This is a genomic window from Microbacterium sp. (assembly GCF_011620715.1).
GTDB lineage: Bacteria > Actinomycetota > Actinomycetes > Actinomycetales > Microbacteriaceae > Microbacterium.
The window spans coordinates 95593-103820 of record NZ_WOYP01000067.1; the positions used below are offsets into that span (position 1 = coordinate 95593).

The window sequence follows — 8228 nt, forward strand, 5'->3', positions numbered from 1 at the left end:
CCCTCTGCCCATCGCCCGCCCATCCCGTCCCACCCCGGAGCATCAATGCCTCAGAAAGGCCTCGGCCTCTCGCCCCGCCTTCGCTACCTCGCCGGCCGCGCGCGACGGATCGACGTCAAATCCGTCATCGAGCGCGCGAAGCAGTCCTCCGCCCAGCATGACAAGTGGACCCCCGCGATCGTCGTCGACATGCTGTGGCAGGCGGGCTTGCGCAACGTCGGCTTTCAGGACTACATCGACTACGACTTCGCCATCCTGAGCCGCGACGAGCGGGCCACCTACATGACCCACCCGGTCTCGAACCAGCTCTCGCAGAAGTTCGATCATCCCGATTTCCGGTACATCTTCCAGGACAAGGTCGAGTTCGACCGCGTCTTCAGCGAGCACCTGCACCGGGACTGGATGGTCGTCGAACCCGGCAATGCGGCCGACGTGCGCGCATTCGCGCAGGGCCACGGCACGATCGTCACGAAGGAACCGGTCGGACAGGCCGGCACCGGAGTGCATCGCTTCCGCGCAGCCGAGATCGATGATTGGGATGCCTTCCACGAGGGCCTGCTCGAGCGCGGAGAGCTGCTCATCGAAGAGGTCATCGTCCAGCATCCCGATCTCGCCGACGTTTGCTCCGGAACGGTCAACACCACCCGCATCACGGCGTTCTTCGATGGCGAGCGAGCCCACATCCTCGCGATGGCCCAGAAGTTCGGGCGCGGCGCGGTCAGCGATCAGATGACGTTCGGCGGCTTCTACACGATGCTCGACGAGAGCGGCCATGCGGTCGGTCCCGGATACGACTCGCACGGGCACGTGTACGAGAAGCACCCCGACTCGGGGTTCGTCATCGGCGAGTTCCAGCTGCCGATGATGGACGATGTTCGTGCATTCATCGACCGCGTCGCGCGCGTCGTGCCCCAGGTGCAGTACGTGGGCTGGGATGTCGTGGTGACGCCTGACGGTCCTGTGCTCGTCGAGGGAAACTGGGGCGCGGGCGTGTACGAAAACAAGCCCAGCGCCACCGGCATCCGCACCGGGCACAAAGCGCGGTACCGCGAAGCGATCGGATTCTAGGCGGCTCGGACGACGCCCAGCGGCGTCGACTGGTGGCCCTGGCCGAGCGGGTTGTCCTTGAGGATCGCCACGAGTCGCTTCTCGCCGGCCTTGTCGAGCGTTGAGCCGAGGATGTTGCCGCCCAGGTCGTTGATGTCGACGACGGCGACCTCGGCCGACCCGCCGATCAGCTCTTTGATGTGGCGCGCGACCTCACGCGGGCGCTCGGGACCGAGCACGACCGCCTTGTTGTACGGGGGGATCGTTCCGCTGGTCGGGCCGTCGATCGCGCGGGCCTTATCGCCGGCGATGCGGTAGAAGTCGCCCTTGCGGCCGAAGAGCTTCGTGACGGCCGACACTGCTGCGGCGAACAGGATGCGGATCGTGCCGCACTCGCGCAGCGCCATCTCCATGGTCTCGGGCATGCCGAGTCCGATTCCGTACGGCGTGCGCACCACGAACTTCGAGAGGAAGATCGCGAGCCGGCGGGGCCGGATCTCCTCGACCAGGTAGGAGCGGCGCTGCGTGATCGCGACGATCTTCTCGGTCACGAACAAGGTGTCGCCCGGCGCGACCACACCGGTCGCGTACTCGCGGATGAACGCGTCGAGGTCGTCACCGGGCATCACGACACGCGTTCGGATGGGGATGCGGGAGTACTTCGCGCCGTCGACCTCGACCGTGAGCGCCTTGCCGGCGTTGGCCTCGGCCATCACTCGAGATAGTCGCGCAGCGACTGCGAGCGCGACGGGTGGCGCAGCTTCGCCATCGTCTTGGATTCGATCTGACGGATCCGCTCACGGGTGACCCCGAACGTGTCGCCGATCTGGTCGAGCGTCTTGGGCTGGCCGTCACCGAGGCCGAAGCGCATGCGGATCACGCCCGCCTCGCGCTCCGAGAGCGAGTCCAAGAGCGATTCGAGCTGACGCTGCAGCATCGTGAAGCCCACCGCATCGGCCGGCACGACCGCCTCGGTGTCCTCGATGAGGTCGCCGAACTCACTGTCGCCGTCCTCGCCGAGGGGAGTGTGCAGCGAGATGGGCTCGCGCCCGTACTTCTGCACCTCGATGACCTTCTCGGGGGTCATGTCGAGCTCGCGGCTGAGCTCCTCGGGCGTGGGCTCGCGGCCCAGGTCCTGCAGCATCTGCCGCTGCACGCGGGCGAGCTTGTTGATGACCTCGACCATGTGGACGGGGATGCGGATCGTGCGCGCCTGGTCGGCCATGGCGCGGGTGATCGCCTGGCGGATCCACCACGTCGCGTACGTCGAGAACTTGAAGCCCTTGGTGTAGTCGAACTTCTCGACCGCGCGGATCAGGCCGAGGTTCCCCTCTTGGATGAGATCCAGAAACTGCATGCCTCGGCCGGTGTAGCGCTTGGCGAGAGAGACGACCAGACGCAGGTTCGCGCCGAGCAGGTGGCTCTTGGCGCGCTGACCATCGCGGGCGACCCACTGCAGGTCGAGCCCGGTCTGGTGGGACTTCTCGGCGGGGGTCATGTGCGAGAGCTTCTCTTCGGCGAACAGACCCGCCTCGATCCGCATCGCCAGCTCGACCTCTTCGGCCGCGTTCAGCAGCGGCACCTTGCCGATCTGCTTCAGGTAGTCCTTGACCGGGTCGGCCGTCGCGCCGGTGATCATCGTCGAGTAGACGGGCACGTCGTCTTCGTCGGTCGACGAGATGACGATCGCTCCGGTCGGAAGCGGCTCCGAGAACGCCGGCTTGGTGTCCTCTTCGTCGTCGTCCTCTTCTTCGGACTCGGACGCCTCCCCTTCGGGCTCCGCGGCGGGGGCCGCTTTGGCCCGACTCCGAGTCGCCTTGGGCTTCTCGTCGTCGTCGCTGATGTCGAGTTCCACGACGACGCCGTCGAGCTCGATGACATCGTCGATCTCGACCTCGTCCGCGAGGTCCTCTGAGTCGTCGTCGGTCGCGGGAGTGGTGCGCGCCTTGGTCGGCTTCGCCACCGCCTTCGGGGCCACCGCGGTCTTGGTCGTCGTCTTGGCCGCCGTGGTCTTGTCGGTGGCCGGCTTCGTCACGGTCTTCTTCGCGACGATCGTCGCGGGCTCGACCGCGGAGGAGTCTGCCGCGGTGTCCTTCGCGCCGGTCGCGCGGTTTGTGGTCTTCGTGCCTGAGGTCACGGTTCGCCTTTCACCGTCGGACGCGTGTCGCACGCCCTCCGGTAGATTTCGGACACTAGTAAGACCCTTGTCAAGTCCCCACTCTGCTGAGAAATGCTCGCAGAGTCGGTTGACAACGGGTCAGGTCATCCATTGTCGCACATCCGTCGCGCACATCCGACGTGCGCAATGGACACATCTGGAACAACACCCGGGCGGGGATGGGAATTCCGCCGAGGTCAGGCTCCACGCTTCTCGTCGTCGCCCGACGGCCGATTCGCGAGGAAGCGCTCCAGCTCGGCTGCGAGCTCATCCGCGCTGGGAAGATCGCCCGTGTGGATGATCGGAGTCGCGAGCGTGGACCCCGCCATGTAGGAGTCGTATCGCTCTTCCAGGCCCTGCACCATGCGGGAGAGCTCGTCGCTGCCGGCGACCTGCTCTTCGACCTTCGTGAGGTACTCTCGGTTCTCCTCGCGGAGTTCATCGCCGGCGAAGACCAGGCCGGTCGCCACCGTCAGACTGTCGAGGCCGGCCATCGCGCCCGCCGGGTACTCTGTGTCACCCAGGTAGTGCGGAATGAGCAGGACGAAGCCGACGACGAGCGCGCCGGCCTCTGCGAAGCGGTATTCGAGGAGGTGACCCGCGGTGGCCGGAACCTGCGTGTGCGGCTGCCATACCGAATGGGCCGTGGTCAGCTCTTTGCGCGTTCCGCTCACCGTCGTGCCGATCGGTCGTGTGTGCGGAACGGGCATGGGGATGGCATGCACCCACGTCACCGAATGCACGTCGTAGGCTGCGGCGAAGTCGAGCACCGCGTCGGCGAACGCGTCCCAAGCGAAATCGGGCTCATAGCCGGCGAGAAGGAGAAAGGGCTGCCCGAGCGAGTCGTGCGCGAAGGAGAGCTCGAGTCGCGGCGGCCGGTAGTCGGTGAGGTGATCCTGTTCGAACGAGATCAGCGGCCGGCGGGCGCGATAATCCAGCAGCACATCGTTCGAGAACACCGCCACCGGGGTGGGCTCGAGACCATTGCGGAAGTAATCGACCATGCGGCTGACCGCGCTCCCGGCGTCGGTGAAACCCGTGAGCGCGATGATGAGCGGGAGTCCCCGTGGGATCGGCGGCGCGGATGCCACACGCTCGTAGAGCGGAGCGGAAAGAGCCATGCCCCCATGCTACGAGTCGCGCCCGTCGGAGCAGACCTCGCGCATCCCGCTCACAGCGAACACGGCAAAGGGCGGCATACCTAGGATGGAGGTCATGCCGTTTCCCGATCTCGTGTTCAGCGCCGCCCCCGTTCAGGAATCCGAAGCCGACGCCATCCTGCTGGCCCTGCCTCCGCTCGATCGTGACGACGCGCCCACGCTGGCAGCCTGGCCGGGACTGCGCGACGCACTCGCCGGCACCGGTTTCACCGGCGGTCTGGCATCGTTCCAGCGGGTCTATGCGCCCGACATCACCCTGCTTCCGCTGGCCGTCGTCGGCACAGGCGCGAATCCGGATGCCGCGGCCGTCCGTGACGCGGTGGGCGCCGGCATCCGTCTTCTGACCGGCTATGCGACCGTGAGCGTCGCGGTCGTCGCCGACGACGTCGGCCTGTGGCGCGCGGCGGCGGAGGGTGCGACCCTCGGCGGCTACCGTTTCGAGGGCTACAAGACCGAGTCCCCCAGGGCGCGCGCGAGCACTGTCATCGTCCACGGTCCGCAGGAGCCGCCCGCCGACGAACTGGCCGCGGTCCTCGCCGCAGCGGACGCCGTCGCACTCGTGAAGGACCTGGTCGCGACCCCGGCGGAATGGCTGGGACCGGCTGATTTCGCCGAACGCGCCGTCGAGTCCGTAGAGGGGCTTCCTGTCACCGTCGAAGTCCTGGACGAGACCGCTCTGCGCGACGCAGGCTACGGCGGCATCCTGGGTGTCGGCCAGGGATCCGACCGGCCGCCGCGGCTGGTCCGGCTCGAGTACGCACCCGCCGAGGCCGTGCGGCATGTCGCGCTGGTCGGAAAGGGCATCACGTTCGACACCGGCGGCTTGTCGCTGAAGCCGGCCGGATCGATGGTCGGCATGAAATACGACATGTGCGGCGCCGCGACGGTGCTCAGCGTACTGCGCGCCGTGGCGACGCAGGGCCTGCCGGTGCGCGTGACCGCATGGCTGTGCATCGCCGACAACATGCCCTCTGGTCGAGCGACCCGCCCCGGCGATGTGCTGCGCATGCTCGACGGGACGACGGTGGAAGTGCTGAACACAGATGCCGAGGGGCGGCTCGTGCTCGCCGACGGTCTCGTGGCCGCAAGCCGGGAGCACCCGGATGTGATCGTGGACGTCGCCACCCTGACGGGCGCGATCTCGACTGCCCTGGGTACGCGGCATGCCGGGGTGATGGGCGAGGACGCTGCCGTCGCCGAGTATCTCGCGGCCTCCGCGGAGACCGGCGAGCTCGCCTGGCAGCTGCCGCTTCCGGCCCACATGGTGGATGAGCTCGACTCCCCCATCGCCGACCTGCAGAACGCCAAGATCGGCGACTCGGCCGGCGGCTCGCTCTTCGCCGGTCTGTTTCTGCGCCACTTCGTCGGTCGCGTGTCGGACGAGGCGGAGGCGCCGCGAATCCCCTGGGTTCATCTGGATATCGCCGGAGTCGGAATGAACAAGGGCGGCGGCTATGGGTTCACCGATAAAGGCCCCACGGGAGCGACCGTCCGGTCGCTCATCCGCTTCGTCGCCGGGGCGCGCGTCAGCGAGCCGGGGGTCTGGGGCGGAGCCCCGGAGGGGGCGCGCGTCAGCGAGCCGGGGGTCTGGGGCGGAGCCCCAGAGGGTGAGGAGACCCCATGACAGATCACCAATTCGATATCGTCGTGCTCGGTGGTGGCAGCGGTGGATATGCCGCGGCATTGCGGGCTGCGGAGCTGGGCAGGTCGGTCGCCCTCATAGAGAAGGATAAGGTCGGCGGAACCTGCCTGCACCGCGGCTGCATCCCCACGAAGGCGCTGCTGCACGCAGCCGAGGTCGCGGATGTCGCCCGGGATGCCGCCGTCATCGGCATCCGCGCCACGTTCGACGGCATCGACCCGGACGGTGTGCGCGCCTACCGGGAAGGCATCGTAGCCAAGAAGTACAAGGGGCTCGAGGGGCTCATCAGGGCGCGCGGGATCACCGTCGTCGCCGGCGAGGGCATGCTCGAGGCGGGTCCGGCGGTGCGCGTCGGCGACGATCTGTACCGTGGAGCGGACGTCATCCTTGCGACCGGCTCGTACAGCCGGACGCTGCCCGGTCTCGAGATCGGAGGGCGGGTCCTCACCAGCGAGCATGCCCTTGATCTGGCCGAGATCCCCCAGCGGATCGTCATCCTCGGCGGTGGTGTGATCGGCGTCGAATTCGCCAGCGTGTGGCGCTCGTTCGGCGTGGACGTGACGGTCGTGGAAGCTCTCGACCATCTCGTCCCGAACGAGGACGTGACGATGAGCAAGGCGCTCGAGCGGGCATTCCGTCGACGCGGCATCGCCTCGTCCCTCGGCGTGCGCGTGGCCGGTGTGTCGCAGAGCGCGGATGCCGTCACAGTGACGCTCGAGAACGGCTCGACCTACGAGGCCGACTACCTTCTGGTGGCCGTCGGCCGCGGCCCGGTGACCGCCGGACTCGGCTTCGAGGAGAATGGCGTCACGCTCGATCGCGGCTTCGTCACCATCGACGAGCGCCTGCGCACGAGCGCCGAGCACGTCTGGGCTGTGGGTGACATCGTCGCCGGCCTCCAGCTGGCGCACCGCGGATTCCAGCAGGGGATCTTCGTCGCTGAGGAGATCGCGGGCCTGCGGCCGGTGCTGGTCCCCGACTCGCAGATCCCCAAGGTGACCTACAGCCACCCGGAGGTGGCCTCGGTCGGTCTGACCGAAGCCCAGGCCGTAGAAGCGAACGGCGCTGCAGAGGTCGTCTCGTACGAGTACAACCTCGCGGGCAATGGCAAGAGCGAGATCATCGGCACTTCGGGGCTCGTGAAGGTCGTCAGGCTGAAGGAGGGTCCGGTCCTCGGCGTGCATCTGGTCGGCGATCGCGTCGGCGAGCTGATCACCGAGGGGCAGCTCGCAGTCGCGTGGGAAGCACACCCCGAGGACATCGCACCGTTCATCCATGCGCACCCCACCCAGAGCGAAGCGCTCGGCGAAGCGTTCCTCGCACTCGCGGGAAAGCCCCTGCATGCGCTCTGACGCGCGCCGACGCGCTACGACGACAGCATCACTAAGCTGGAAAGCGACATCGGCATTCTGAAGGAGTCATGCACATGAGCACTTCTGTGGTCCTCCCCGCGCTCGGCGAGAGCGTCACCGAGGGAACGGTCACCCGCTGGCTCAAGAAGGTCGGCGACACCGTGGAGGCGGACGAAGGACTGCTCGAGATCTCGACCGACAAGGTCGACACCGAGATTCCATCGCCGGTGAGCGGCGTGATCGAGGAGATCTTCGTCCAGGAGGACGAGACCGTCGAGGTCGGTGCTGTGCTGGCGAAGATCGGCGAGGTCGGGTCCGCCTCGGCGTCGGATGAAGCCCCCGACACTGCCGAGCATGTCGCGACCGCGCCCGAGGCGCCCTCGACCGAGGGCTTCGCCCCGGAACCCGCGTCTGCCGAGTCCGAGGCGCCCGCTGCGGAGGCACCGCCTGCGGGTGCCCCTGTTGCCGAGGCCCCGGCTGCGGGCGGGGCGCCCGACGGCAAGGACGTCGTGCTTCCCGAACTCGGCGAGAGCGTCACCGAGGGCACCGTCACGCGCTGGCTCAAGAATATCGGCGACACGGTCGAGGTCGACGAGGCGCTGCTCGAGATCTCGACCGACAAGGTCGACACCGAGATCCCCTCGCCCTTCGCGGGCGTGCTGCAGCAGATCTTCATCCAGGAGGATGAGACGGTCGCCGTCGGCTCGCCGCTCGCGCGCATCGGCGACAGCGTCGCCGCCCCCGCGGAATCATCTGCCGTTGCACCTGTCGCGGAGGTGGCGCCTGTCGCGGAGGTGGCTCCGCCCGCGCAGGAGGCTCCGCCCGCGCAGGAGGCTCCGCCCGCGCAGGAGGCTCCGCCCGCGCAGGAG

7 protein-coding genes are annotated in these 8228 nt (G+C 67.9%); 4 read left to right on the plus strand and 3 right to left on the minus strand.

Annotation, left to right across the window (positions count from 1 at the left end; genetic code table 11):
• Positions 1-45: 45 nt before the first annotated feature.
• Entirely contained in the window at positions 46-1068 is a 1023-nt protein-coding gene (locus QZV84_RS06520; protein WP_292827090.1) for a sugar-transfer associated ATP-grasp domain-containing protein, read from the plus strand.
• On the opposite strand, the gene QZV84_RS06525 is transcribed toward QZV84_RS06520, so the two are convergent.
• The 3 genes from QZV84_RS06525 to QZV84_RS06535 form a co-directional block, all read right to left on the minus strand.
• Positions 1065-1760 carry a coenzyme F420-0:L-glutamate ligase gene (locus tag QZV84_RS06525; RefSeq protein WP_292827093.1) on the minus strand — a complete coding sequence of 232 codons (696 nt, stop codon included), beginning with the start codon at positions 1758-1760 and terminating at the stop codon, positions 1065-1067. The two genes, QZV84_RS06520 and QZV84_RS06525, sit on opposite strands and share 4 nt — an antisense overlap.
• Positions 1760-3184 (minus strand): RNA polymerase sigma factor, encoded by a 1425-nt coding sequence (locus QZV84_RS06530; protein WP_292827096.1) that lies wholly within the window; start codon positions 3182-3184, stop codon positions 1760-1762. Before QZV84_RS06530 ends, QZV84_RS06525 begins: the two co-directional genes overlap by 1 nt.
• Positions 3185-3402: 218 nt before the next feature.
• On the minus strand, positions 3403-4326 hold the full coding sequence (locus tag QZV84_RS06535) for a PAC2 family protein (protein WP_292827099.1): 924 nt from the start codon (positions 4324-4326) through the stop codon (positions 3403-3405).
• Positions 4327-4420: 94 nt separating this feature from the next.
• Here QZV84_RS06535 and QZV84_RS06540 point away from each other — a divergent pair, with 94 nt between their 5' ends.
• The 3 genes from QZV84_RS06540 to QZV84_RS06550 all read left to right on the plus strand — a co-directional run.
• Positions 4421-5989 carry a leucyl aminopeptidase gene (locus QZV84_RS06540; RefSeq protein ID WP_292827102.1) on the plus strand — a complete coding sequence of 523 codons (1569 nt, stop codon included), beginning with the start codon at positions 4421-4423 and terminating at the stop codon, positions 5987-5989.
• Positions 5986-7359 carry a dihydrolipoyl dehydrogenase gene (gene lpdA / locus QZV84_RS06545; protein ID WP_292827105.1) on the plus strand — a complete coding sequence of 458 codons (1374 nt, stop codon included), beginning with the start codon at positions 5986-5988 and terminating at the stop codon, positions 7357-7359. Before QZV84_RS06540 ends, lpdA begins: the two co-directional genes overlap by 4 nt.
• A gap of 74 nt (positions 7360-7433) precedes the next feature.
• Positions 7434-8228: biotin/lipoyl-containing protein (locus QZV84_RS06550; RefSeq protein WP_292827108.1), on the plus strand; the 795-nt coding region annotated here is incomplete at its 3' end.

Bases quoted from the DNA above. Each gene is read 5' to 3' on its own strand.
- QZV84_RS06540 (WP_292827102.1), top strand. From the start codon at position 4,421: ATGCCGTTTCCCGATCTCGTGTTCAGCGCCGCCCCCGTTCAGGAATCC.
- QZV84_RS06520 (WP_292827090.1), top strand. From the start codon at position 46: ATGCCTCAGAAAGGCCTCGGCCTCTCGCCCCGCCTTCGCTACCTCGCC.
- lpdA (WP_292827105.1), top strand. From the start codon at position 5,986: ATGACAGATCACCAATTCGATATCGTCGTGCTCGGTGGTGGCAGCGGT.
- QZV84_RS06535 (WP_292827099.1), bottom strand. From the start codon at position 4,326: ATGGCTCTTTCCGCTCCGCTCTACGAGCGTGTGGCATCCGCGCCGCCG.
- QZV84_RS06525 (WP_292827093.1), bottom strand. From the start codon at position 1,760: ATGGCCGAGGCCAACGCCGGCAAGGCGCTCACGGTCGAGGTCGACGGC.